17 protein-coding genes are annotated in these 23,330 nt (G+C 75.0%); 6 read left to right on the top strand and 11 right to left on the bottom strand.

Annotation, left to right across the window (positions count from 1 at the left end; translation table 11 throughout):
• Nucleotides 1-18: 18 nt before the first annotated feature.
• On the bottom strand, nucleotides 19-1,329 hold the full coding sequence (locus tag OOK41_RS07495) for a pitrilysin family protein (protein ID WP_117665281.1): 1,311 nt from the start codon (nucleotides 1,327-1,329) through the stop codon (nucleotides 19-21).
• A 56-nt stretch (nucleotides 1,330-1,385) separates the two neighbouring features.
• Entirely contained in the window at nucleotides 1,386-2,480 is a 1,095-nt protein-coding gene (locus OOK41_RS07490; protein ID WP_266263530.1) for an LLM class flavin-dependent oxidoreductase, read from the bottom strand.
• A 185-nt stretch (nucleotides 2,481-2,665) separates the two neighbouring features.
• Between OOK41_RS07490 and OOK41_RS07485 the strand changes: the two genes are divergently transcribed.
• From OOK41_RS07485 to OOK41_RS07470, 4 genes are read left to right on the top strand one after another with little or no spacing between them, the layout of a single operon-like run.
• Entirely contained in the window at nucleotides 2,666-3,730 is a 1,065-nt protein-coding gene (locus tag OOK41_RS07485; RefSeq protein WP_266263528.1) for an ABC transporter substrate-binding protein, read from the top strand.
• Nucleotides 3,727-4,506 carry an ABC transporter ATP-binding protein gene (locus OOK41_RS07480; protein WP_266263526.1) on the top strand — a complete coding sequence of 260 codons (780 nt, stop codon included), beginning with the start codon at nucleotides 3,727-3,729 and terminating at the stop codon, nucleotides 4,504-4,506. The genes OOK41_RS07485 and OOK41_RS07480 overlap by 4 nt, the downstream gene beginning before the upstream one ends.
• On the top strand, nucleotides 4,496-5,380 hold the full coding sequence (locus tag OOK41_RS07475; RefSeq protein ID WP_117665277.1) for an ABC transporter permease: 885 nt from the start codon (nucleotides 4,496-4,498) through the stop codon (nucleotides 5,378-5,380). The genes OOK41_RS07480 and OOK41_RS07475 overlap by 11 nt, the downstream gene beginning before the upstream one ends.
• A 1-nt stretch (nucleotide 5,381) precedes the next feature.
• On the top strand, nucleotides 5,382-5,912 hold the full coding sequence (locus OOK41_RS07470) for an Rrf2 family transcriptional regulator (RefSeq protein WP_117665276.1): 531 nt from the start codon (nucleotides 5,382-5,384) through the stop codon (nucleotides 5,910-5,912).
• A gap of 41 nt (nucleotides 5,913-5,953) precedes the next feature.
• Here the strand turns inward: OOK41_RS07470 and OOK41_RS07465 are convergent, their stop codons facing one another.
• The 7 genes from OOK41_RS07465 to OOK41_RS07435 all read right to left on the bottom strand — a co-directional run bounded on the left by OOK41_RS07465 (nucleotide 5,954) and on the right by OOK41_RS07435 (nucleotide 17,075).
• Nucleotides 5,954-6,175, bottom strand: coding sequence for a hypothetical protein (locus OOK41_RS07465; protein ID WP_117665275.1), 222 nt, complete (start codon nucleotides 6,173-6,175; stop codon nucleotides 5,954-5,956).
• A gap of 180 nt (nucleotides 6,176-6,355) precedes the next feature.
• Nucleotides 6,356-7,774 carry a DEAD/DEAH box helicase gene (locus OOK41_RS07460; protein WP_117665274.1) on the bottom strand — a complete coding sequence of 473 codons (1,419 nt, stop codon included), beginning with the start codon at nucleotides 7,772-7,774 and terminating at the stop codon, nucleotides 6,356-6,358.
• 229 nt (nucleotides 7,775-8,003) lie between these two features.
• Nucleotides 8,004-8,207 (bottom strand): cold-shock protein, encoded by a 204-nt coding sequence (locus OOK41_RS07455; protein WP_007464836.1) that lies wholly within the window; start codon nucleotides 8,205-8,207, stop codon nucleotides 8,004-8,006.
• A 249-nt stretch (nucleotides 8,208-8,456) separates the two neighbouring features.
• The gene (locus tag OOK41_RS07450; protein WP_266263522.1) at nucleotides 8,457-11,837 is read right to left on the bottom strand and encodes an ATP-dependent DNA helicase; all 3,381 of its coding nucleotides are present in this window, start codon (nucleotides 11,835-11,837) and stop codon (nucleotides 8,457-8,459) included.
• Nucleotides 11,838-11,887: 50 nt separating this feature from the next.
• Nucleotides 11,888-15,595, bottom strand: a complete 3,708-nt coding sequence (locus OOK41_RS07445; protein ID WP_266263520.1) for a PD-(D/E)XK nuclease family protein — start codon at nucleotides 15,593-15,595, stop codon at nucleotides 11,888-11,890.
• 78 nt (nucleotides 15,596-15,673) lie between these two features.
• Nucleotides 15,674-16,219 (bottom strand): TIGR00730 family Rossman fold protein, encoded by a 546-nt coding sequence (locus OOK41_RS07440; RefSeq protein ID WP_117665272.1) that lies wholly within the window; start codon nucleotides 16,217-16,219, stop codon nucleotides 15,674-15,676.
• A gap of 4 nt (nucleotides 16,220-16,223) precedes the next feature.
• Nucleotides 16,224-17,075, bottom strand: coding sequence for a TIGR00730 family Rossman fold protein (locus OOK41_RS07435; protein ID WP_266263517.1), 852 nt, complete (start codon nucleotides 17,073-17,075; stop codon nucleotides 16,224-16,226).
• A gap of 176 nt (nucleotides 17,076-17,251) precedes the next feature.
• On the opposite strand from OOK41_RS07435, the gene OOK41_RS07430 reads away from it, so the two are divergent.
• The gene (locus OOK41_RS07430) at nucleotides 17,252-17,419 is read left to right on the top strand and encodes a hypothetical protein (RefSeq protein WP_266263515.1); all 168 of its coding nucleotides are present in this window, start codon (nucleotides 17,252-17,254) and stop codon (nucleotides 17,417-17,419) included.
• Between the two features lie 242 nt (nucleotides 17,420-17,661).
• On the opposite strand, the gene dapE is transcribed toward OOK41_RS07430, so the two are convergent.
• Complete coding sequence (gene dapE / locus OOK41_RS07425) at nucleotides 17,662-18,735, bottom strand: succinyl-diaminopimelate desuccinylase (RefSeq protein WP_266263514.1); 1,074 nt, start codon at nucleotides 18,733-18,735, stop codon at nucleotides 17,662-17,664.
• 24 nt (nucleotides 18,736-18,759) lie between these two features.
• Here dapE and dapD point away from each other — a divergent pair, with 24 nt between their 5' ends.
• Nucleotides 18,760-19,719: a 2,3,4,5-tetrahydropyridine-2,6-dicarboxylate N-succinyltransferase gene (gene dapD, locus OOK41_RS07420; protein WP_117665269.1), complete on the top strand. Its 960-nt coding sequence runs from the start codon at nucleotides 18,760-18,762 to the stop codon at nucleotides 19,717-19,719.
• 122 nt (nucleotides 19,720-19,841) lie between these two features.
• Here dapD and OOK41_RS07415 read toward each other — a convergent pair whose 3' ends face one another.
• On the bottom strand, nucleotides 19,842-23,210 hold the full coding sequence (locus OOK41_RS07415; protein ID WP_266263513.1) for a S8 family serine peptidase: 3,369 nt from the start codon (nucleotides 23,208-23,210) through the stop codon (nucleotides 19,842-19,844).
• Nucleotides 23,211-23,330 lie beyond the last annotated feature (120 nt).

The raw sequence follows: 23,330 nt of genomic DNA, 5'->3' as shown, positions 1-23,330 counted from the left end.
CCGGCTCACTCCTCGCGCTCACCTGGCACCTCCCGCGATGACCTCGATGGACGCGCGGCGCTCCGGCCGCAGGGTGGCGGCGGCGGCGCGGACCTGCTCGTCGGTGACCTCGCCGACCAGTCTGGGCAGCTCGTTGAGCAGGCCCGGCTCGCCGCGCTGCTGCTCCAGCACCGCCATCCGCAGCGCCCGGCCGAGCACCGCGTCGGTGTCGCGCAGCAGGTGGGTGGCCATCCGGGCCTGGGTGCGGGCCAGCTCGCCGTCGGTGGGACCGTCGGTGGCCAGCCGGTCCAGTTCCTCGTCGACGGTACGCAGCACCTTGTCCACGTCGCCGCCGGGCGGCAGGTGCGCCTGGAGCAGCAGTGCCGTCGGGTCGCGTACGTCGAACGGGTCGCCCATGAAGCCGACGTACCCGCCGAGGCTGGTCACCGCGCGGTCCCGCTGGACCAACCGCTCGACCAACCGGGAGGCGTCGCCGTCGGTGAGCACCTCGGCGAGCACCACGTACGGCAGGTAGCCGGCGAAGTCGGTGATCGGGTCGGGCACCCGCCAGGCGGCGGCCACCGCGGGCAGCGGGGCCAGCGCGTCGGTGTACGACGAGCGGCGCTCGGCGGTCAGGTCCGGCTCGGCGAAGTCGGGACGCTGTGGGGCGGGGCGGGCCGGCACGTCGCCGAAGTGCCGCTCGACCAGCGCGGTGGCCTCGGCCACGTCGACGTCACCGCTGACCGCGAGCACGGCGTTGCCGCTGGCGTAGTAGCGGCGGAAGAAGTCCGCCGCGTCGGCGACGGTGGCCGACTCCAGGTCGTCGAAGGAGCCGTAGCCGTCGTGCGCGTTCGGGAAGGTGTCGAACATGACCGGCGGCAGGGTCAGCCAGGGGAAACCGCCGTACGGGCGGTTGAGCACGTTGACCCGGATCTCCTCCTTGACCACGTCGACCTGGTTGCGCAGGTTCTCCTCGGTCAGCCGGGGGCCGCGCATCCGGTCGGCCTCCAGGAACAGCGCCCGCTCCAGGGCGTTGCTCGGCAGGGTCTCGTAGTAGTCGGTGTAGTCGTGGTGGGTGGAGCCGTTGAAGGTGCCGCCCGCGCCCTGCACGTGCCGGAAGTGGGCCAGCTTCTCCAGGTTCTCCGAGCCCTGGAACATCAGGTGCTCGAAGAGGTGGGCGAAGCCGCTGCGCCCCTCGGGCTCGGACCGGATGCCGACGTCGTAGACCACCGCCACCCCGATCACCGGGGCGCTGCGGTCGGGGGTGAGCACCACCCGCAGGCCGTTGTCGAGGGTGAACCGCTCGACCGGGTACTTCGTCGCTGGAATTCTGGATCTCCGCGCCGCCACGGGATCGACCCTAGCGCGTCGGCGCTCCCGGCAACGGCGACCTCCCGCAGGCCGGCTCAGCCCACCGGGGCCGGGGCCACGGCGAGGGGCGCGGTCACCCGGGGCAGCACCTCCGCGCCGACCCGCTCGGCCTCCTCCCGGTGCGGCCAGCCGGACAGGACGAACTCGTCGACCCCGTGCCCGGCGTACTCGTCGATCCGGGCCGCGACCTCGGCGTAGCTGCCGACCAGCGCGGTGCCGGCGCCCTCGCGGACCAGGCCGACCCCGGCCCAGAGGTTCGGGGCGACGGTGAGCCCGTCGGTGGACCCGCCGTGCAGGGCGGCCATCCGGGCCTGGCCGACCGAGTCCATCCGGCGGTAGCGCGCCTGGGCGGCGGCGATCCGCTCCGGGCTCATCCCGGCCAGGAGCCGGTCCGCCTCCGCCCATGCCCGCGCCGCGGTCGGCCGGGCGATGACGTGCAGCCGGAGCCCGGTGCGCAGGGTGCGGCCCCGCTCGGCGGCCAGGGCGCGGACGCGGGCCGCCCGGGCGGCGATCGCGGCCGGCGGCTCGCCCCACATCAGGTAGGTGTCGGCCTGCCGGGCGGCCACCGCCTCGGCGGCCGGCGACGCGCCGCCGAAGTAGACCGGGGGCGGGGCGGCGAGCGGGGCGGCCAGCCCGCCGCCGGTGACCTGGTAGTGCTCGCCGGTGAAGTCGAACGGGCCCCCGCACCAGGCCCGGCGGAGCACCTCGACGAACTCGCCGGTCCGTGCGTAGCGGGCGTCGTGGTCCAGGAAGTCGCCGTACGCCCGCTGCTCGGCCGGGTCGCCGCCGGTGACGACGTTGAGCGCGAGCCGCCCGCCGGAGACCGACTGGAACGCCTCGGCCTGCTGCGCGATCAGGGTGGGCAGCGCGAACCCGGCCCGCACGGCGACCAGCATGCCGATCCGGTCGGTGTGCTGGGCGACGGCCGCGCAGACGATCCACGGGTCGGGGCAGCCCGAGCCGACCGGGGTGAGCAGTGCGGCGAAGCCGGCCGCCTCGGCGGCCCGGGCGACCTCGGTCAGATAGCCGACAGTGGCGGCCCGGTCGTGCCGCGCCGCGCCGGCCGCGACGGTGGCGGCGCCGACCTGGTGCCCGTCGCCGGAGGTGGGAAGGAACCAGTGGAAGGTCATGCCGGCCGCCTCTCCGCCGCCCTCCGCCGCCCGGCCGAGGGACGCCGGAGAACCTATCAAGAAGGTAGGAAAACAGGGAATATTCGAGGCCGCCGTTCCCGCGATGTGGACGGCTCTTGACGACGCTCGAACACTGCCCCAGTCTTCCTACCTATTAAGTAGGAATACTTCGGATTGGACAGACGATGAGACGGCTCCCCTTCCGTCGGTTGGTCTCCCTGGCAACGCTCGCCGTGGTGGGCACGGCGACCCTGGGCGTCACCGCCGCGTGTGGCGAGGACGACGGCGCGGCCACGGGCGACTCCGGCCCGGTGACGCTGCGGCTGGGCTACTTCCCCAACATCACCCACGCGCCCGCCGTGGTCGGGGTCGAGAAGGGCATCTTCGCCGGTAAGCTCGGCGGCGACGTCAAGCTGGACACCAAGACCTTCAACGCCGGCCCGGCGGCGATCGAGGCGGTCTTCTCCGGCGCGCTCGACGCGACGTACATCGGGCCGAACCCGACGGTGAACGCCTTCTCCAAGTCCAGGGGCGAGGCGGTCCGGGTCGTCTCGGGCGCCGCGTCCGGCGGCGTCGCGCTCGTGGTCAAGCCCGAGATCACCGCGGTCGAGCAGCTGCGCGGCAAGAAGATCGCCACCCCGCAGCTCGGCAACACCCAGGACGTGGCGCTGCGCTACTGGCTCAAGGAGAAGGGCCTGACGGCCACCAAGGAGGGCGGCGGCGACGTCAAGGTGGTCCCGCAGGAGAACGCCCAGACCGTGGAGACGTTCAACAGCGGGGCGATCGACGGCGCGTGGGTGCCCGAGCCGTTCGTCTCCCGGCTGGTCAACGCCGGCGGCAAGGTGCTGCTCGACGAGCGTGACCTGTGGCCGGACAAGAAGTTCGTGATCACCAACCTGATCGTCTCCACCAAGTTCCTCAAGGCCCACCCCGACGCGGTGAAGAAGCTGGTCGAGGGGCAGGTCGCGGCGAACGAGTTCGTCAACGCCAAGCCCGACGAGTCGCAACAGGCCATCTCCGACCACATCGGCAAGATCACCGGCAAGCCGCTGGACGTGAAGCTGATCAGGCAGGCGTGGCCGACGTTGGAGTTCACCAACGACCCGATCGCCTCGTCGCTGAGGACCGGCCTGGACCACGCGGTCGCCGTCGGGCTGACCCAGCCGGTCAACCTGGACGGCCTCTACGACCTGAAGTACCTCAACGAGGTGCTCAAGGCCCAGGGCAAGCCCGAGGTCACCCAACCATGACGTCGACCACGACGACGCCACGCAGCGCGACCGGCTCGGTCGCGCTGCACGGCGTCACCAAGGTGTACGGGCAGGGCGAGGGCGCCGTCCTCGCCCTGGACGGGGTCTCCCTCGACGTCGCGCCCGGCGAGTTCGTCTGCCTCGTCGGCGCCTCCGGCTGCGGCAAGAGCACCCTGCTCAACCTGGTCGCCGGCCTGGACCGGATCAGCGGCGGGCGGATCGAGCTCGGCGACGGGGTCGACCCGGGGCTGATGTTCCAGGAGTCCGCCCTGTTCCCGTGGCTCACCGTCGAGGGCAACGTGGAGGTGCCGCTGAAGTTGCGCGGCATGCCCCGGGCGGCGCGCCGGGAGCGGGTCGCCGAGCTGCTGCGCACGGTGCACCTGGCCGACTTCGCCCGCAAGCGCCCGCACGAGCTGTCCGGCGGCATGCGGCAGCGGGTGGCGCTGGCCCGCACCCTCGCGCTGGACACGCCGGTGCTGCTGATGGACGAGCCGTTCGGCGCGCTCGACGCGATGACCCGGGACATCCTGCACGACGAGCTGGAGCGGATCTGGACCGAGCGGAAGCTCACCGTGCTCTTCGTGACCCACAACGTCCGGGAGGCCGCGCGGCTCGCCGACCGGATCATCCTGCTCTCCAGCCGGCCCGGCCGGATCATCTACTCCACCCGGGTCGACGTGCCCCGGCCGCGACGCATCGACTCCCCGGAGATCGCGTCCATCGCCGCCGAGGTCACCGACAAGCTCCGTACGGAGGTGGGCCGCCATGGCCAGTGACACGCTCGCCGACGCCCCGCGCGCCGACGCGGAGATCTCCGGACTCGACGCGCTGGAGATCGCCGGCCGGCAGAAGACGACGACCCGGGCCGCGACGATCTGGGCGTCCACCTGGCCGAAGCTGGCGGCGCTCGCCATCGCCATCGGCGCCTGGCAGGCCGTGGTGTGGGCCGAGATCTGGCCGCCGTACTCGCTGCCCGGGCCGGCCACCGTCGGCCAGGAGCTGCTCCGCCAGGCCAGCGGGCCACAGCTCTGGGAGGGGATGGCCACCACCCTGCGCCGCGCGGCCCTCGGCTACGTCTTCTCCGTCGGCGTCGGCCTGCTGCTGGGGCTCGCCGTGGCCCGGTCCCGGGTGCTGCGGGCGGCCATCGGCTCGATGATCACCGCGTTGCAGACCATGCCGTCGATCGCCTGGTTCCCGCTGGCGATCCTGCTGTTCGAGCTGAGCGAGAAGGCCATCTTCTTCGTCGTGGTGCTCGGTGCGGCGCCGTCCATCGCCAACGGGGTGATCAGCGGCGTGGACTACGTCTCGCCGCTGCTGCTGCGGGCCGGGCGCAACCTCGGCGCCCGGGGGCTGAACCTCTACCGGTACGTGATCGCCCCGGCCGCCCTGCCCGCCATCGTCGCCGGGCTGAAGCAGGGCTGGGCCTTCTCCTGGCGCAGCCTGATGGCTGGCGAGCTGATCGTGGTGGGCATCTCGCAGACCTCGCTGGGCGCGCAGCTCACCTACTCGCGGGAGCTGTCCGACGCACCCTGGCTGCTCTCCACGATGATCGTCATCCTGGTCGTCGGCCTGGTCGTCGACGCCGCGTTCGGGGCGGCGGACCGGGCGATCCGCCGCCGCTGGGGCGTGCTGGACCAGGCCGGGCAGTGACGTGTACGTCTCCGCGCGCAGCGACTACGCGCTCCGGGCCATGCTCGCCGTCGCCGCCGCCTCGACCGGCGGCGACCGGCGGGCCGACGACCCGGGCGTCTCCCCCGAGCCGGGCGGCGAGCTGGTCAAGGCGGCGGCCCTGGCCGAGAGCCAGGCCATCCCGCTGAGCTTCCTCCAGGGCATCCTGCTCGACCTGCGCCGGGCCGGGCTGCTGTACAGCCACCGGGGCACCGAGGGCGGCTACGCCCTGGCCCGCCCGGCCACCGAGATCAGCGTGGGGAACGTGCTCCGCGCGGTCGGCGGGTCGCTCACCTCGGTACGCGGCCTGCCGGCCGGGCACGCCGGCTACCACGGGGTGGCCACCGGGCTGCGCGACGTGTGGCTGGCGGTGGACGGGGCCATCGCCCTGGTGGTGGACCGGACCACCCTGGCCGACCTGCTCGCCTGGGAGGGCCGGGACGACAGGCCGAGCCGGGACAGGCCGGACGCCGTGGGGGCGCGGCCCGTCGGTGATCCGGTCGGCGGCCCCTGACCGGCCGGACCGACCCGGTCCGGCGGCTGGGCGGTGCGGGCTCAGCCGGCGGACTCGTCGGTCACCTGGCTGACGGAGGCGGTGAGGTCGCTGCCCGTTCCCCCCGGAATGTGCAGCCCCACCACCCCCGCCGGTGTCCGGCCGCCGCGGGTGGGATGCCACGGCGAGAACGCCGCGGCCGTGGCCAGCGCCAGCCCCGCCCCCGCGACCGCCAGCACCACCGTCAGCTCCCGCAGCGCCCCCGACTCGGCGTTGCACGCCATGGTCAATCCCTCCCCCAGTGGGCCGGCCCCCGCCGACCCGTTTTCCCCCACGGCAAGCATCGACCACATCGGGACCATGGAACAGTCACCGATCGGACCCCGCCCTGCCTGATTCCCGACTCAGTCGCAGGGTGCCGCCGGCGGACTGCCGGCGCCGGCGGGTGACCGCGGAGGAGCCGTTCAGGCGGTACGGGGACGACGCGGCCGGCGCGAGCGCCCCGAGGCGCGGTGTCCGGTGCGCCGCCCCTCGGCGCCCGCCCCGTCGCCCGCCCGCCCGTCCTCGGACGGGCGGCCGGCGCGCGGCGTACCCCCGGTCGCGGCGGCCCCGGCGACGTGCGACTGGCCGGCGGCGCGGGACGAGCGCGGGCCCCGGCCACCGCCCGAGGCGGACCGCTCCGGCGCCGGAGCCGCGATGGTCACCGGCACCCCGGACGGTTCCCGGGCCCCGGTGACCCGGGCCAGCGCCTCGTCGCCCAGCCGGACCTGGGTGGCCTGCGGCCGGATGCCGGCGGTGGCCATCAGCCGGGACACCTCGCGGCGCTGCTCGGGCAGGACCAGGGTGACCACGGTGCCCGACTCGCCGGCCCGCGCGGTACGCCCGCCCCGGTGCAGGTAGTCCTTCGCCTCGGTCGGCGGGTCGACGTTGACCACCATGTCGAGGCCGTCCACGTGAATGCCCCGGGCCGCCACGTCGGTGGCGACCAGCGCGGTCACCTGGCCGGTGCGGAACTGCTCCAGGATCCGGGTGCGCTGCGGCTGGGACTTGCCGCCGTGCAGCGCCGCCGCGCGCACCCCCTTGGCCAGCAGCTGGCGGGCCACCCGGTCGGCGCGGTGCTTGGTGCCCATGAACAGGATGGTGCGGCCCTCCCGGGCCGCGATCTGGGTCAGGGCGGCCGGCTTGTCCTCGGCGTCGACGTGCAGCACGTGGTGCGTCATCGCGGTCACCGTCGCGGTGCCGGGGTCGACGGAGTGCGAGACCGGGTTGGTCAGGAAGCGGCGGACCAGCTTGTCCACGCCGCCGTCGAGCGTGGCGGAGAAGAGCATCCGCTGGCCGTCGCCGGCCACCTGCTCCAGCAGCTTGGTGACCTGCGGCAGGAAGCCCATGTCGGCCATCTGGTCCGCCTCGTCCAGCACGGTGATGGCGACCTGGTCGAGCCGGGCGTCCCCGCGGTTGATCAGGTCGTGCAGCCGGCCGGGGGTGGCCACGACCACCTCGGCGCCGGCGCGCAGCGCGTCCGCCTGCCGCTGCAACGACAGGCCGCCCACCACGGTGGCGGTGCGCAGCCCGACCGCCCGGGCGTACGGGGCCAGCGCGGTGGTCACCTGCTGGGCCAGCTCCCGGGTCGGCACCAGCACCAGGGCCAGCGGACGCCCCGGGCGGGCCCGGCGGCCGGCGGTGCGGTGCACCAGCGGCAGCCCGAAGGCGAGGGTCTTGCCCGAGCCGGTGCGGCCCCGGCCGAGGAGGTCCCGGCCGGCCAGCGAGTCCGGCAGCGTCGCCGCCTGGATCGGGAACGGCTCGGTGATGCCCTGCGCGGTCAGCTCGGCGAGCAGCGCCGGCGCCAGGCCGGTGGTGGAGAACGAGGGGATGACGGTGGTCATGCAGAAGCCTTCCTCGACGCGGCACGTGTCGAGGAGGCGCCGGAGTGGCGCTGCACCGGCGGCGGGGCCGCGGTGGTCACAAGCACGAACCGAAGGTGGGGTGCGGCCGGCCCGCACGGGGCGGGCCGGCCGCGACACCGCGCCCGAGGCGCGATGGATGTTCCGAAGAACGGTGGTGCCTGTTCCGGAGAACAGTCGTGCCTGTTCCGAGGAACAGTGGTGCCGACGATCAGAGCGGACGGATGTTCTCCGCCTGCGGGCCCTTCTGGCCCTGGGTCACCTCGAACTCGACCCGCTGGTTCTCGTCCAGGCTCCGGTAGCCGGAGGACTGGATCGCCGAGAAGTGGGCGAAGACGTCGGCGCCGCCGCCGTCCGGGGTGATGAAGCCGAAGCCCTTGTCAGCGTTGAACCACTTGACGGTGCCAATTGCCATGTGTTCTGTCTCCTTGACGGAACGTTCGGACCCGCACTTGTTGCGAGCCGAAGAGGGAGGAGCGGACCGCGCCCGGTATGCGCGGACCACTTGTCGCTTCTGGTCGCCCCGCCCGGAGAGCACCGGACACAACAAAGAGCGCCTGGGGCCACAATCCGCCAGGCGCACACAGAGTCTCTGGTAACCAAAACTGCAACCCGGCTACGGTATCACGGATTCGGCCCGCGGGACCCTCACGGCCGGAATTTTTCATCGTCCCGGCCGGCTGGCGACGGGCGGCGCCTCCGGCACGCCCGCGATCAACGCGGTGAGCCCGTCGGCGTCGAGCAGGTCTGCCGGGCGGACCGTCGCCCCGTCCCGCACGTAGTGGAAGGCCGCGCCGACCCGGTCGACCGGCACCCCGGCCAGCTCGGCCCAGGCCAGCCGGTAGACGGCGAGCTGCACCGCCGCCGCCTCGGCCGCCGCGCCGACGGGCTGCCGGCCGGTCTTCCAGTCGACCACGTCGTACCCGCCGCCGGGCCGGGCGAAGACGGCGTCCATCCGGCCCCGCACCACCACCCCGGCGATCACCGTGGCGAACGGCACCTCCACCTCCGCCGGCACCCGGTCGGCCCACTCCCCGGCCAGGAAGCGCGCCTGGAGTTCGGCCAGCGCCTCGTCGGGCGCGGCGTCGGCGTCGGCCGCGCCCGGCAGCTCGTCGACGTCGAGCAGCCGGTCCGCGCCGAAGCGCCGCTCCAGCCAGGTGTGGAACGCGGTGCCCCGCCGGGCGTACGGGTTCGGCTCGGCGGGCATCGGGCGGCGCAGGGCGCGGGCGAGCTCCTCCGGATCGCGGCGCAGCGCCACGAGCTGGGTGACCGAGAGCTGGCCCGGCAGGGCCACCTCCACCGCCCCCGCCCCGGCGGCCAGCTCGGCCCGCTCGGCGAGCAGCAGGTCGGCCTCCCGCCGCCAGCGCGCCACCTCCGGATCCTCGACCTCGGCCGCCCCGGGGGCGGGAGTCGGGTGTTCCTCGGCGAGGAAGCGGCGAACCAGCGCGGCGGCCTCGGCCAGCGCCGGGCGGCGCCCGCCCAGCGGGTCCGCCGGCCACTCGGCGCGCAACACCACCTCCGTGGTGGGGTTGGTGGCGTCGCCGGCCGGCTCGGGGGCCCAGCGGTCGACCAGGTGCCCGGCACCGCCGTCCAGGCACGCGTCGTGCACCTCGCGCAGGAACACCGACGGCCCGCGGGGGCGCTTCGTCCCCTCGCCCCACCAGTAGCCGGAGCAGAGCAGCAGCCGCCGGGGGCGGGTCACCGCCACGTACGCCAGCCGGCGCTCCTCCCGCTCGTCGTGCGCCCGCCAGGCGTCGGTGAAGTCGGCCAGCGCCCGGGCCACCGCCCGCTGGTCGGCCGCCCCGGCCAGACCCAGCTCCGGCAGCCCGTCGGCGTCCCCGCGCAGCGGGAACGGCAGCACCCCCAGCCCACCGAGCCAGTGGTCGGAGTTGCGCACCGGCCCCGGCCAGCCGCCCCGGCTCAGGCCGGCGACCGCGACCACGTCCCACTCCAGGCCCTTCGCGGCGTGCGCGGTGAGGATCTGCACCGCGCCGGAGACCACCTCCACCTCGCCCGGGGCCAGGCCGCGCTCCTCGTCCTCGGCCGCGGTGAGGTAGGCCAGGAACCCCGACAGGGTGGCCGCCGGGGACTCCCCACTGAACCGGGCCGCCACGTCGCCGAGGGCGTCCAGGTGGCCCCGGGCGAGGCCGGCGTCGCCGGTGCCGTCCCGGCCGGCCCGGACCGCCACCTCCACGTCCAGGCCGATGGTCCGTTCGACGTCCGCGATCAGCTCCGGCAGCGTCTGGTCCAGCCGGTAGCGGAGCAGGGCCAGTTCCTCGCCGTACGCGCGCAGCCGGGTGTAGCCCTGGTCCGAGTACGCCTGGGCGGGCCCCAGGTCCGCCAGCGCCTCCACCAGCGTGGCCTCGTCGAGCAGGTCGACGGCGATCTCCGGCCCCTCGTCGGCGGCGAGCCGGCGGCGGCCGGCGGCGATCGCCCGGGCCCGACGGTGCAGGGCCACCAGGTCACGCGGCCCGATCCGCCAGCGCGCCCCGGTGAGCAGCCGCAGCAACGCCGCCCCGTCGGTCGGGTCGGCCAGCACCCGCAGGGTGCACACCACGTCCCGCACCTCGGGGGTGTCCAGCAGCCCGCCCAGCCCCACCACCTCCACCGGCAGCCCCCGGGCCCGCAGCGCGGTCGAGAGCGCCGGGATCTGGCTGCGCAGCCGGACCAGCACGGCGGTGGTGGGCCGGTGCGGTACCGGGATGTGCTCGGGCAGCGCTGCCGGCATCCGGGCCGCCCCGCGCCAGGCGGCCAGCACGCTGTCGGCGATCCAGTCCGCCTCGTCGGCGTACGTCGGCAGGAGCGCGCAGTGCACGGTGCCGGCGGCCAGGCCACCCGGCGTGCGGTGCGGGATCGGGTCGGCGACGCTCAGCGCGGCGCGCAGCTCCGGCACCCGGGCGCCGGCCGCCCGCAGCGGGGTGGCCAGGGCGTTCGCCACACCGAGGATCTCCGGCCGGTTGCGCCAGCTCGTGGTGAGACCGAGCACCGCCGCCGGCGTGCCGTCGGGGCGGGCGAACTCGGCGGGGAAGCGGTCCAGGGTGCCGGCGCTGGCCCCCCGCCAGCCGTAGATGGACTGGCAGGGGTCGCCGACGGCGGTCACCGGGTGTCCGCCGCCGAACAGGGCGTTGAGCAGCACCACCTGCGCGTGGCTGGTGTCCTGGTACTCGTCGAGCAGCACCACCCGGTAGCGGTCCCGCTCGATCGCGCCGACCGCCGGGTGGTCCCGGGCCACCCGGGCCGCCCGGGCGAGCTGGTCGGCGAAGTCCATCGCCTCGAAGTCCTCCTTGCGCCGGGCGTACGCGCGGACCAGCGGCAGCAGCTTCAGCCGGGTCTGCTGGAGGGCGAGGGACTTCCGCACGTCGGCGTAGACCCGGCCGGGGCGGGACTGCACGTCGGCGAAGAACCGGCCCGTCCAGGCGGCCAGGGCGTCCGGGTCGACCAGGTGCTCGTCCAGCTCGCCGGCCAGGGCCAGCACGGCGTCGGTGATGGTGCTGGGCATCCGGTCGACGCCGGTCATGTCGCCGTCGTAGTTGCGCACCAGCAGGTCGACGAGCTGCCAGCGGGACGCCTCGGTGAGCAGCCGGGTGGACGGCTCGTACCCGGCGCGCAGCCCGTGCTCGGTGACGATCCGCCCGGCGTACGAGTGGTAGGTGGACACGGTCGGCTCGCCCGCGAACGGGTCGTCGAGCGGGTCCCGGCCCCGCCGCCCGACCCGGCGCACCAACTGGTCGAGCCGGGTACGCACCCGGTGGCCCAGCTCACCGGCCGCCTTGCGGGTGAAGGTCAGCCCGAGGATCTGCTCCGGCCGGACGTAGGCGTTGGCGACCAGCCAGACCACCCGGGCGGCCATCGTCTCGGTCTTGCCGGAGCCGGCGCCCGCGACCACCAGCAGCGGCTCGACCGGCGCGGCGATGATCGCCGCCTGCTCCCGGGTGGGCGCGGGCAGCCGGAGCAGCTTCGCCAGCTCGACCGGCGTGTACCGGGGGCCGGAGTCGGCGGCCCGGGGCGCCGGGGTCGCGGCGCTGAACAGGGCGGGCTGGGTCACGGCACCTTCTCAGTTCCCGACTGCGGGGCTCGCAAGCTCACTCCTCGCGCTCACGGCACCTTCTCAGTTCCCGACTGCGGCTCGACGACCTGGCGCCCCTGCCCGGACACCGGGCAGCTCGTACGCACCGGGCAGACCCGGCACTTCGAGTTGGCGACCGCGGCGAAGGTGGCGGCGGCCATCGTATCGGCGGTGCGCCGCACCAGCGCCGTCGCCCAGCCGGCCTCCGGCCCCTGCCCCGCCGCCGGCTGGCTCTGTTCCCTGGCGTCCTTGGCGCCGGTGCCGAGCTGGACCAGGGCCGCGCCCCCGGACTCGTCGCCGAACTCCGGGAACGCCCCCGCCTCCACCGCCGCCTGGTACGCCCCGAGCTGCGGATGCTCGCCGATCTCGTGCTCGGTGACGGCAGTGGACTTGCCGGTCTTCAGGTCGACCACCACCAGCCGGCCGGCGTCGTCCACCTCCAGCCGGTCCACCCGGCCGGTCAGCTCGATTGGCCGGTGCGGGTCGTCGAGCCGGACCGCGAACTCGTGCTCGATGGCGAGCAGCCGGCGCGGGTTGCCGGCCAGCCAGCGCAGCAGCTTGTCCACCATGGCCTCGGCCCGCTCCCGCTCCGGGCCGACCATCCACCGGGCGGCCAGCTCGATCGCGTCGAACCGGGCGGCCACGTACTCCAGCAGCGCGGAACGGTCCGCGCTGGCGTCCTCGGCGAGCATCGCGGCGGCGTGCACCAGGTTGCCCACCCCCTGTGCGGCGCTGGCCGGGCCGCTGCCGCCGTGCCGCTCCAGCAACCAGCGCAGGCTGCACCGCAGGGCGCTCTCCATCGCCGACGGGCTGACCTTCACCGGCTGCCCCTCGTCGACCAGCGGCCGGTCGTCGGAGAGGCCGCGCAGCCCCCACCAGTCGTCCGGGTGCGCGCCGGGCACTCCGGCGGCGGCCAGCCGGGCCAGCTCGGCCGCCGCCGCGCGCCGCCGGTGGTGCGGCGCCGCCGGATCGGCCACGGCGGTACGCAGCTCCGCGACCAGCGCCGGCAGGGTCAGCGCCCGGGGCGCCCCGGCCACCGGCAGGGTGACGGGCCGGTGCTCTCCCCCGCCCCCCGGCCCACCGGCCTCCGAGCCACCGGGACCGCCCGCCTGGCCGTCAGTGGGGTCATCGGTCGGATCGGCGGGGCCCGGGCCGCCGTCGTCCGGGCCGGGTGACTCGGTCGGGTCCAGCTCGTACAGGAACCGGCTGGGCTGCTCCTCGTGGTCGTCGCCGCCGACCGCGGCCGAAGCGACCGCGCTGACCAGCAGCCGACGGCGGGCCCGGGTCACCGCCACGTGGAAGAGCCGGCGCTCCTCGTCCAGCAGGGCGGAGGTCTGCCCGATCAGGACCGCCCGCCCGCCGTCGCCCTGGTCGCGGCCGGCGAGCACGTCGACCAGCCGCTCGGAGCCGAGCAGGCTGCCGCGCAGCCGCAGGTCCGGCCAGACGCCCTCCTGCACCCCGGCGACCGCCACCAGGTCCCACTCCAGCCCCTTGGCGGCGTGCGCGGTGAGCAGCCGGACGGCCTCGCCCCGGTCGGCCGTCGCGGCCAGGGTGTCCGCCGGCAGGTCCTGGCCGAGCACGTGGTCGAGGAAGACCTCGGTACGGGCGCCGGGCAGCCGGTCGGCGAACCGGGCCACCGCGTCGAAGAGCACCAGCACGGCGTCCAGGTCCCGGTCGGCGGCCTCGGCCCGCCAGCGCCGCGCGGTCTCGTGCTCACCGGTCGCCGCCTGCCCCCGGGTGATCGCCCCGGCCCAGCGCTCGGCCAGGCCGCTGGCGTCCCAGGCCGCCCAGAGCACGTCCTCGGCGGTCGCCCCGGGCCGCTCGGCCGCTTCCCGGGCGATGGCGAGCAGACCGGCCACCGCCTGCGCCGGCTCCGCCCAGCGCCGATCGATGGCGGCCAGCTCCTCCGGGTCGCGCAGCGCGTCGACGATCAGCTCGCCGGATGGGCGGCGGTCCCCGCCGGCCAGGGCGAGGGCGCGCAGCCCCTGGCGCAGCCGCCGCTCGGCCAGCGGGTCGGCACCACCCAGCGGCGAGTGCAGCAGCGCCACCGCCGCCTCCTCGTCCAGCCGCTCCGGCTCCAGCGCGCAACGCAGCAGGAGCAGCAGCGGGGCCACCGCCGGTTGCAGGTGCAGCGGCAGATCCTCGCCGTGCACCACGGTCGGCACCCCGGCGGTGTGCAGCGCCCGGCGCAGCACCGGAAGCTGCCGGGCGGTCGAGCGGACCAGCACCGCCATCGCCGACCAGGGCACGCCGCCGAGCAGGTGCGCCGCGCGCAGGGCCTGAGCCAGCCAGGCGGCCTCACTGGTGGCCGAGCGGAAGGTACGCACCTCGACCGCGCCGGCCGGGGCGGCGGGCTGCGGGTGCAGCCGGCGATGGGCCGCCGGGCCGCGCAGCCGGCCGGTGAGCCGCCGGGTGGCGGCGAGCAGCCCCGCACCGGCCCGGTACGACGTGCTCAGCACGACCTGCGCGGCCGGCGCCCCGGAGACGGTGCGGAACCGGTGTGGGAAGGCGCTCACCCCGGCCGGGTCGGTGCCTCGGAAGGCGTACGTGGCGGAGTCCGGGTCGGCGAAGGCGACGAGGGACTTGCCCCCGCCGGCGACCACGGCGAGCAGGTCGAGTTGGGCCGGATCGGTGTCGGCCAGCTCGTCGACGTACACGTGGGCGAGGCGGCGGCGCTCGGCCTCCAGCAGCTCCGGGTCGTCGAGCAGCAGTCCGGTGGCGGCCCGGACCAGCTCCGCCGGGTCGTACGCGATCGAGCCACGGTTGCTGACGTCGCGCAGGGCGAGCACGGCGACGTACTCGCGGAGGAAGCGGGCGGCGGCCGGCCAGTCCGCGCGGCCCAGCCGCTCCCCCAGCCGGGCCAGCTCGACCGGGCCCACCCCGCGCTCCGCGGCCCGCATCAGCAGGTCGCGGAGCTGGGCCGCGAACGCCCGGGTACGCAGGGCGGGCCGCAGGTCCTCCGGCCAGCCGACCGGGTCGTCGTCGGGCTCCTCGCCGACCACGTCGAGCAGCTCCCGGATGATCAGATCCTGTTCGGGGCCGGTGAGCAGCCGCGGGGACGGCTCGCCCCGCTCGGCGGCGGCCCGGCGCAGCAGCCCATACGCGTACGCCGGGAAGGTACGCACCAGCGGCTCGCGCAGCACCCGGTGCCCGTCGCCGGCCACCCGGGCCTCGATCCGGCGGCGCAGGTCGGTGGCCTGCCGGCGGCCGAAGGTGAGCACCAGGACCCGCTCGGGGTCGACGCCCTCGGCCACCCGCGCGGAGACCGCCTCGACCAGCGTGCTGGTCTTCCCGGTACCCGGCCCGCCGACGACGAGCATCGGCCCGCCGGTGTGCGCCACGACCTCGGCCTGCACCGGGTCGTCCCGCCACCGCTGGCCCTGCCCGGCCCTTTCGGCCCGCCCAGCCTCCCCGGCCTGGTCCGGCTCCTCCGCCCGCCCAGACTCCTCGGCCGGCTCCGCTACTTCGGCGGGCTCCGCCCCCTCGCCCCGCCCCGCAGGCGGCTCCTCGGCGGGCGGCTGCTCGGCGTACGTCAGAGGGCCGGCAGGCTGATCGGCGTGCGTGCCATCGCCCCCGCTGCCCTCCCCAGCCTGCGCGTCATCGCCGCCCGGCCCTCCGGCCCGGCGTTCCCGCCCGGTCGCTCCCTCGGGCCGACCGTCCCCCCGCGCCGCCCCACCGGACCGGCGGTCCCCCCGGGCCGCCTCGACAGGCCGACGCACCAGCCGGTACGCCTGCATCCCCCCATCCCACCACGCCCCTACGACACCCCACTCCCCTCCCCACCCTCACCTCCGCCCTGCCCGGGTGGGGTGGGCTTAGGTGAGGTGGGGGGTCAGGGCGTCCAGGGCGGCGGGGATGCTGTCGACGACCGTGAGCAGGCCCAGGCCGGCCGGCTTGAGGAAGTTGCGGTCGGCGAGGTCGGCCAGCCAGTCGACCAGGGGACGGTAGAAGCCGTCCGCGTCGACCAGCACCATCGGCTTGGTGTGCAGGGCGAGGGTGGCCGTGGTCCAGACCTCGAACAGCTCGTCCAGGGTGCCCAGTCCACCGGGCAGGGTGAGGAACGCGTCCGACTTGTCGATCATGACGGTCTTGCGGTCGGCCATGCTGCCGGTGATCACCAGCTCGTCCGAGGAGAGGTCGGCCACCTCCAGGTCGACCAGGGACTGCGGGATCACCCCCAGGGTGGTCCCGCCGGCGGACCGGGCCCCGTCCGCCACCGCGCCCATCATCCCGACGCAACCGCCGCCGCTGACCAGCGTGTGGCCACGGCGGGCAATCTCCGCGCCCGCCTCGGCGGCCAGGTCCAGCCAGCGCCGGTCGAGGGTACGGGACGACGCGCAGAACACGCAGATCGCCGCCACCGGATCAGCCCTCCCGGCCCTGCTCGGCGGCGGCCTGCTGGTCCGCCGCGGTCCGAGCGACGGCCTCCTCGCGGACCGCCTCCTGCTCGGCGGAGAGCACGGCCTCGGCCTCCACGATGTGCCGGACCGCCGCGTCGACGTCGTCGGTGAGGCAGATCAGCTCCAGGTCGACCGGCCCGATCTTGCCCTCGACGGCCATCGTGTCGCGCAGCCAGTCGAGCAGACCGCGCCAGTAGGCCACCCCCATCAGCACCACCGGGAACCGGGTGACCTTGCCGGTCTGCACCAGGGTCAACGCCTCGAACAGCTCGTCCATCGTGCCGAAGCCGCCGGGCAGCACCACGAACGCCTGGGCGTACTTGACGAACATGGTCTTGCGGGCGAAGAAGTACCGGAAGTCGATGGCCAGGTCGACCCAGTCGTTGAGTCCCTGCTCGAACGGCAGCTCGATGCCGAGCCCGACGGAGAGCCCGCCGGCCTCGCTGGCGCCCCGGTTGGCCGCCTCCATCACGCCCGGTCCGCCGCCGGTGATCACCGCATACCCGGCCCCGGCCAGGGCGGCGCCCACCTCCTCGGCCAGCCGGCACTCCGGGCTGTCCGGCTTGCTCCGGGCCGAGCCGAAGACGCTGACCGCCGGCGGCAGGTCGGCCAGGGTGTCGAAGCCCTCGACGAACTCCGACAGGATGCGCAGGGCCCGCCAGGCGTCCTTGGTCTTCCAGTCGCCGCGGCCCCGGGAGTCCAGCAGCCGCTGGTCGGCGGTGCTCGTCGGGATGGCCTGGCGGCGCAGCGTGACGGCGCCCCGGTGCCGTTCCCGCCCCCGCTCGCGGCCCGGACCTCGTCCGTTGCTGTCGCTCATGGGAGCAACCGTAGTGGAGGGGCACCCGCAGGGTGCGGTGCCCGCACCAGGCGACGGACGACAACGGTGGGGCGGAGAAATTTTCCACCACCGGGGCAACTAATTCGGTCGCACGTACGTCTTACTATTCACATACCGGGTATGCCCCGGCACGCGCCTTCGGGGGAGGAGCCAGCGTGATCAGTAACAGCGAGATGATCCGGATCCGTCGGCAGATGCAGCGACGGATCCGGGACGTGGTGGCCGAGCGCCGCCGCGCCCGGCAGATGGAAGCCATCGCCACCGACCTCACCGCCGACCCGACCGACACCCGCCCCGAGTCGTCCCTGTCCCCGACCGCCTGACCGGCTGTACGGCTGCCGGCCGGGCGGCCCGCCCACCGGACCACGGTGCGGCAGGCCGCCCGGCCAGACCAGGCCCCCAGCCAGACCAGGCCCCCGGCCAGACCATGCCCCCGGCCAGACCATGCCCCCGGCCAGACCATGCCCCCGGCCAGACCCCGGCCAGACCAGGCCCCCAGCCAGGCCCCGGCCCAGGCTTCCAGGCCCAGACGGGGGCCGGGCCGGTCGGCGCGGGAACTGCGGGCTCAGGCGGGGGTGAGCCAGCGGTGCAGGGTGGCCGCCCCGTCGCGGATCTTGCTGATCTCGACGTGCTCGTCCGGGTGGTGGGCCAGGTTGGGATCCCCCGGGCCGAAGTTCAGCGCCGGGATGCCCATCGCGGCGAAGCGGGCCACGTCCGTCCAGCCCAGCTTGCCGATCGGCGCGGCGCCGACCGCTGCCAGGAACTCCTTCGCCGGGGGCGCGTCCAGCCCGGGCACCGCCCCGGCCGCCGCATCGGTCACCCGCAGCTCGAAGCCCGCGAAGACCTCAAGCAGGTGCGCCTCGGCCTCGGCCGGCGTCCGGTCCGGCGCGAACCGGTAGTTCACCTCGATCTCGCAGTGGTCCGGCACCACGTTGCCGGCGACCCCGCCGCTGATCCGGACCGCGTTCATACCCTCTCGGTAGTCACAGCCGTCGATGGTGACCCGCCGCGCCTCGTACCCGGACAGGCGGCGCAGCACCTCGCCGGCGGCGTGGATGGCGTTCACCCCGTGCCAGGAGCGCGCCGAGTGGGCCCGGACGCCGGTGGTGGTCACCACCGCCCGCATGGTGCCCTGGCAGCCGGCCTCCACGATCCCGTACGTCGGCTCCAGCAGCACCGCGAAGTCCGCCTGGAGCCACTCCGGGTACGCCTCGGCGACCAGGAAGAGGCCGTTGTACTTCGACTCGATCTCCTCGGCCTCGTAGAAGAAGTACGTCACGTCGTACTTCGGCTCGGGCAGGGTCACCGCCAGGTGCAGCGCGTACGCCACCCCGGACTTCATGTCCGAGGTGCCGCAGCCGTACATCAGGTCGCCGCGCATGGTCGACGGGAAGTTGTTGTTCAGCGGGACGGTGTCCAGGTGCCCCGCGAGCACCACGCGGGAGGCTCTCCCCAGGTCGGTACGCGCCATGACGGTGTTGCCGTGCCGGAACGTGGTCAGGTGCGGCACCCCGCGCAGCACCTGCTCGACGCAGTCGGCGATCGCCTTCTCGTTGAGAGAGACGGACTCTATGTCGACCAGGGCACGGGTCAACGCCACCGGATCGGCGAGGACCTCGGGGGTCAGCGGGTTCTCCATGGTTCGCACGGTACCTTCACAGGCGTGACGACTGCACAGCCTGCGTGGGGCATCGGCCTGGCCACCATCACCGCTGACGAGCAGGTGCTCGACACCTGGTACCCGACGGGCAAGCTGGGGCTCGGCGAGCTGCCGCTGGTCCCCGGCGAGGATGAGGCGGACGTGCTCGACCTGCCGCCGGGGGCGGTCGGCGAGCGGGCGCTGCCCGGCCTGCGTACCGCCCAGGTGGTCACGGTGCTCGGGTCGCTGGACGAGCCGATCAAGGATGCCGCCGACGCGTACCTGAGGTTGCACCTGCTCTCCCACCGCCTGGTGCGGCCCAACGAGCTGAACCTCGACGGCATCTTCGGCAAGCTGGCGAACGTGGCCTGGACGTCGGCCGGGCCGTGCCCGCCGGAGCGGGTCGACGAGCTGCGGGTGATCGAGCGGGCCGCCGGCCGCCACCTGAGCGTGTACGGGGTGGACAAGTTCCCCCGGATGACCGACTACGTGGTTCCCTCGGGGGTGCGGATCGCCGACGCGGACCGGGTCCGGCTCGGCGCCCACCTCGCCGCCGGCACCACCGTGATGCACGAGGGCTTCGTCAACTTCAACGCCGGCACGCTCGGCACCTCGATGGTCGAGGGGCGCATCGTGCAGGGCGTGCTGGTCGGCGACGGCTCCGACGTCGGCGGCGGCGCGTCGATCATGGGCACGCTGTCCGGCGGCGGCACCGAGAAGATCAGCATCGGCGAGCGCAGCCTGATCGGTGCGAACGCCGGAGTCGGCATCTCCCTCGGCGACGACTGTGTTGTCGAGGCCGGCTGCTACGTCACCGCCGCCTCGAAGATCGCCCTCCCGGACGGTCGGGTGGTCAAGGCCCGCGACCTGTCCGGCGTCGACGGCCTGCTGTTCTGGCGCAACTCGGTCACCGGCGCGCTGGAGGCCCGCCCCCGCACCGGCCGGGGCATCGAGCTGAACGCCGCCCTGCACGCCAACGACTGACGACCGTCGGCGGTGCCGCGCGGCCCGGCCTCCGGGTCACCGAGGCCAGGCGACGGCACCGCCGACGGAGGACAACACGGGTCCGGGCCCGGCGGGAGGTGCCGCCGGGCCCGGACACCGGTTCAGCGCAGCCGGTACGCCTGGATGATCCGCGTGGTCACCGTGTTTCCGGCGGTGTCCTTCGCGGCGGCTCGCAGCGAGACGTGACCGGCGCCGGCCGGGTGTCTGAGCGTGGCCGCCCAGCCGGAGCCCTGGCGGCGCAGCTCCGCCTCGTGCCAGGTCTTCCCGCCGTCGTAGGAGGCGTCGACGGTCAGCGCGGCGACCTTGGCCGCCGGGGCTCCGGCCTGCCGCTCCACCCGCACCGGAACGGTGAAGGACCGCCCGGCGGGGGCGCTGTTGTCGTCGCGCAGCGCCGGGTCGAAGCGCACCGCCATCGCCGGCAGCGCCGCGAAGTCGTCGCCGGGGACGTGCCGGGACCGGAACGTCCAGGCGCTGGTGACCTCGGTGCTCAGGTCGGTGAAGCCGCGCTTCGCCGAGGTCTCCAGCCGGTAGTTCGCCGCGCCCGCCGGCACCCTGAACTCCCCGTACCCCGGGTATTCGCTCTCCCCGACCAGCTTGCCCTCGCGGTACAGCCTGGTCCACTGGGGGTCGTTGAGCGACCCGCCGGCGTGCCCGTGGGCGTCGCTGTGCATGGGCAGGTCGACCACGACGACGTCACCCGTGCGGGTGATCCCGTCCGACGGCCAGCGCCGCGCCGGGAAGGACGGCGCGTAGGGGGCGACGCCCCAGGTCTCGTGGTGCGTCCGGCCGGCCCGGTACGCCGTCACCGGCGAGAGCAGCACCGCCTGCGTCTCCAGCCAGCCCTCGGGGTCGCGGGTGCCGAAGTCCAACTCGCTGCTCCACCGCACATGGTTGGTGCTGTAGTGCTCGACCCGGCGGCCGGGCGTCGCGGTGCGCAGGATCAGGGCGGAGCCGCCCGTGTTGTACTCCACCTCGCCCATGACCATCCGCTCGGCCTCCAGCCCCGGGTAGGCGTCCCGGAAGGTGTGCACGACGGTGGCCAGGTCCCGGCTGCGGTAGTGCTTGACGAAGCCGGTCGGCATCCGGCCGGGGAACGCCTCCAGCAGCGCGTACAGGTAGGGGCTGCTGGCCGCCTCCCGGTCGGCCCACTGGCTGCCGATCGTGGCGACGAACTTCTCCGGCGTGCTCGGCGCGCCGACCTGCCCGCTGGTCAGCCCTTCGAAGCCGAAGCTCCACAGGCCGAACGAGTACGCGCTCGTGTCCTCTGCGAAGAAGACCGCGCTGACGTCCACCAGCCGCGGGGTCGCGCCGCGCTGCGGCACCGTGTTCAGCACCGGCTTCGCGGTGCGGGCGTCGAGGGTGAGCCGGAGCGCCCGGTCGACGACCAGCTCGGGCCGGGCGAGCAGGGTGGCCCCGGTGGGCTCGCCGTTCGCGTCGGTGGCGAACAGGAAGCTGGCCAGCCCGTACCGCCCCTTCGGGACGCGCACGGTCGCCGTGCCGTCGGCGTCGTAGACGTCCGTGGGGAAGTCGAAGGCGTCCAGGGCGACCAGGGCGGTGCCGTACTCGGTGGTGGGCCTGCCGTCCCGGCCGACGTGGCTGACGGTGACGTCGTAGCTCTCCACCTCGCGGTGCACCGCGATCGGGGTGACCGCCACCGTCGCGCCGGACCGGGCGACGACCCGGCCGGTGTAGTAGCCGTCCGCGCCCTGCACCCGGGTGTCGGCGGTGACGGTGGCCTGCACCTGGCCGCCGGCCGGCACGGTGACCTGGGACGCGCCGAGCCGGAACACACCGGCCGGGGCCGGCTCGCCGTCCGGCCCGGTGGCCTCGACCGTGAGGTCGAGGGTGACCGGTGCGGACCCGGAGTTGCGCCAGGTCACCGTGCGGGCGATCGCGGTGTCGTCGCCGTGCGGCCACTCGGCCCGGCCGAAGGACACGCTCGCCGGCTCGCTGGTGACCTGCTGGCCGATCGCCCGGGCCACGTCGACCCGGCCCGCGCCCTGCTGGTAGGCGGTCTGCCCGGGATGCGGCTTGGCCGAGGCCATCAGGGTCGACTTGAGCGCGCCGGCCTGCCAGTCGGGGTGCCGCTGGGCGAGCAGTGCCGCCGAGCCGGCGACGTGCGGGGTGGCCATCGAGGTGCCGGAGAGCGTCATGTAGTTCTCGCCGACCGGCTCGCCGAGGTCGCTGCCGGCCGCCCGAGCCGCGACGATCTCCACGCCGGGGGCGGTGAGGTCCGGCTTGAGGGCGTCGTCGCCGACTCGGGGGCCCCGGCTGGAGAAGTTGGCCAGTTCGTCGGCGCGGTCGACCGCGCCGACCGCCAGGGCGGCGTCCGCGCTGGCCGGGGAGCCGACCGAGCCGTCGGAGCCGTCGTTGCCGGCGGCGATGACGAAGAGGGTGCCGGTCTGCGCGGTGAGGGTCTGCACCGCCTGCTCCAGCGGATCCACGTCGGGGGTGTCCATTCCACCGAGGCTCAGGTTGACCACGGTGGCGTGCTTCTCCGCCGCCGCCCACTGCATGCCGGCGAGAATCGCCGACTCGGTGCAGCCGAGGCTCTCGCAGACCTTGCCGGAGAGCAGCGTGGCGTCCGGGGCCACCCCCCGGTACTTCCCGCCGGAGGCGGCGCCGCTGCCCGCGATGATCGAGGCGACGTGGGTGCCGTGGCCGACCGTGTCGCCCGGCTCGGGCGCCTCGCTGAAGTTGCGCGACTCGGCGAGCCGGCCGGCGAAGTCGGGGTGGTCGGGGTCGACGCCGGTGTCCAGCACCGCGACGGTGACGCCCTTGCCGGTGAGGCCGGCCGCGTGGGCGGCGGGCGCACCGATCTGGGGCACGCTGTGGTCGAGGGTCACCTTGCGCCGGCCGTCCAGCCAGAGCCGGTCGACACCCCCCGCCGTGTCGACCCGGGCGGACGCCCGGCCGGCGGTCACCGCGCCCCACACCGCGCCGGCGCGAGCCTTCTCGGCCGTCACCGCCGCGCCGCCGATCGCCGGCAGGTCGCGGGTCACCCGGGTGCCGGCGATGCCGGCGACGGCCCGGCGGGCCTGACCCGACCGGTACGAGACCAACAGCGGCAGGCTGTCCCGGTGGGCGTCGTCGTAGCCGGCCTCGACCAGCCCGGTGACGTCGAAGAGCCGCCGGTCCACCTGGCCCGACCGGAGCAGTGGCAGCGCGTCCTGGGGCAGCACGGTGAGGTGGCCCCGGTTTCGCTGGACCAGGAAGCGCAGGTCGTCGCGGCCGGCTCCGGGCCGGACGGACACCGCGCCGGAGGCCGCGACGGTGACCCGGTCACCGGTGACCAGCGTGACCGTGGCCGGCCGGCCGGCGGCCCGGCCGGCCGGCGCGGCTCCGGTGGCGGGGGTGGCGGAGGCGGGGGACGTGGCCGGGGCGGCCCCGACCGGGGTGGTCAGCGGCACGGCGAGCACCAGGCCGAGGGCCAGGGCCAGCCCGGCCCGCTTTCTTCCTGTTCGATGCAACGGATCCTCCTCTGTGAGGCGTCATCACTGACGGGAGTCGCATTGACACAGGGAAGAATTGCATACTACGTATGCATAGAGAAGTCGAAAAAACGACGAACTTCGCACAAAGTGGAGGCC

The sequence above is a fragment of the Micromonospora sp. NBC_01655 genome (assembly GCF_026339755.1).
Lineage (GTDB): Bacteria > Actinomycetota > Actinomycetes > Mycobacteriales > Micromonosporaceae > Micromonospora.
Note: the sequence above shows the minus strand (reverse complement) of the source record. Positions and strands in the feature narration are given on the sequence as shown.